Source organism: Paeniglutamicibacter sp. (assembly GCF_046714615.1).
Classification (GTDB): domain Bacteria; phylum Actinomycetota; class Actinomycetes; order Actinomycetales; family Micrococcaceae; genus Paeniglutamicibacter.
Window position 1 is genome coordinate 1 of the sequence record NZ_JBKKAP010000007.1, and the last position, 2,007, is coordinate 2,007.

Genomic DNA, 2,007 nt, shown 5'->3' on the forward strand with positions numbered 1-2,007 from the left:
CGGATTCGGCGCATGCTGGTGGACATGCAAACCACCCAGTTCATCACCCTGGCCGCGGGCACCCGCGGCGCCCCGGGACACCCCGTGTCACCGGACGATGAACTGCGCGCCCTGCTCGAGGCCCAGCGGATCACCCGCGACCTGGCCCGGGCCGTCGCCAAACACACCACCTCCCCGGTCAGGGCAGCCCTCTTCGCCCGGGCCGCCGAGGACGCACACCGCACCGCCGCCCACACCCAGCTCCTGGCCGCCGAGACCGCCCGCCGCACCCTGGCCCACGAACTGCCCGAAGCCACCTTCGACGCCCTCGCCGCACTCCACCGGGACCCCACCGGCTACCTCGCCGGCACCACCGCCCTGCCCGAGGACCCCCTGACCGTCCCCACCGGACGGCCCGTCTTCAGGGACACCACCGAATTCCTCACCGGCTTCCTGCACATCGGCTACTTCGAGGCCCGCGAACGCGTCAGCTCCATCGACCGCCTGCTGCCCGGCACCGACCTCCACGGCCACCCCGTCCCGGCAAGGTTCCCCGTCCTGGCCAAGGACCTGGCCAGCGGGGCCGCGGACCCCGGCCAGATCGGCGCCGCCGCCCGCAGGCTCGAAAAACTCGCACCCCACATCAACCAGCACCCCGACCCCGCCATCCTGGCCGGGCAGTTGGAGGACCAGGTCGCCGAATCCGTCCGCCGCGAGGACCCCCGCACCACCGCCAAGCTCCTCACCGGCATCCAAACGGCCCTCGAAAAGGGGGCCACCGACGTCCCCGAGGAAATCCTGCGCACCCGGGAAGGCCTCTTCCACCGCGGCACCACCGGAGGGCTCGACGAATTCCTGCTCCGCACCCTCCCCGCCGACACCGAGGCCCTGCTGGCCCTGTGCGCCAGCACCGACAGCCCCCGGACCAAGGCCGGGGACCGCGACGGACTCCTGCAACGGGCCCTGGCCACCCCCGCCAACACGGGCGCGGGCGCCGCCGCCGGAAGCGACAGCACCGGGCGCACCATCCCCTCCAACGGTTCCACCGGTTCCACCGGTTCCACCGACCAGTCGAACAACGGCGGCGGCGGCGTCCCGGCTGCCGGCTTCCCGGATTTCCTCGTCGACCCCGCCACCGGACAGCCGCTGAACGACCCGGAAGCCATCAGGAACCTGTCCCTGGACCCCAACGGCCTCAACCTGAACAACCTCTTCACCGGCAACGGCACCACCAACACCGGCAACCCGAACCGCGCCACCGGTGCCGGGATGCCCGACCCCGGAACCATGAACTCCACCGCCTACGGACCCGACGGACTCACCCCGCCCCAACGCCACCTCCAAGGGCTGATGAACCTCATCAGGTCCGCCGGGAAACCCGCCACCGGAAGGAAGACCACCGGCCTGCCCTCCCCCAAGACCCTGGTCATCGCCACCCTGGACGAACTCCGCGGCCTGGCAGACACCCACGGCATCACCACCCACGGCCAGCAACTCACCCCCGCGGAACTGCGCCAGGGCCTGTGCAACGGCGGGGTCATCCCCGCGGTCCTGGGCGGGGAATCCCGGATCCTGGACCTCGGCCGGGAGGAACGCCTCTTCCCCGACTACATGCGCGAACTCATCCTCGGCCTCTACGGCGGCTGCATCTTCCCCGGCTGCACCGTGCCGCCGGAACTATGCGAAATCGACCATGATGACCTCTGGGAATCCGGCGGAACCACCAATGTGAACCAAGGGCGACCCATGTGTTCCAACCATCACCATGCCAGGCACACGGGGCTGATCGACGTCGTCCGGGATACGGACGGGCTCTTCAGCGTCATCCTGCCCAGGTTCATGGACCCCGAACAAAAACCCCGACGCAACAAGATCTGGCGCAACAACAGCCCCAACCCACCCCTGTTCTAGGAGTCCGTTCCCCGCGTCGACACCGACCATCGGAACGGAAGCATGCCCGACCGGGCCACCAGGTGGGTACGAAAAAGGGCGGCCCGCCCCCGGCAAGAACCGGAAACGAACCGCCCT

At 70.1% G+C, this 2,007-nt stretch carries 1 protein-coding gene; it reads left to right on the forward strand.

Annotation, left to right across the window (positions count from 1 at the left end):
- Nucleotides 1-1,890: HNH endonuclease signature motif containing protein (locus ACLQ7E_RS00405; RefSeq protein ID WP_411730539.1), on the forward strand; the 1,890-nt coding region annotated here is incomplete at its 5' end.
- Nucleotides 1,891-2,007 lie beyond the last annotated feature (117 nt).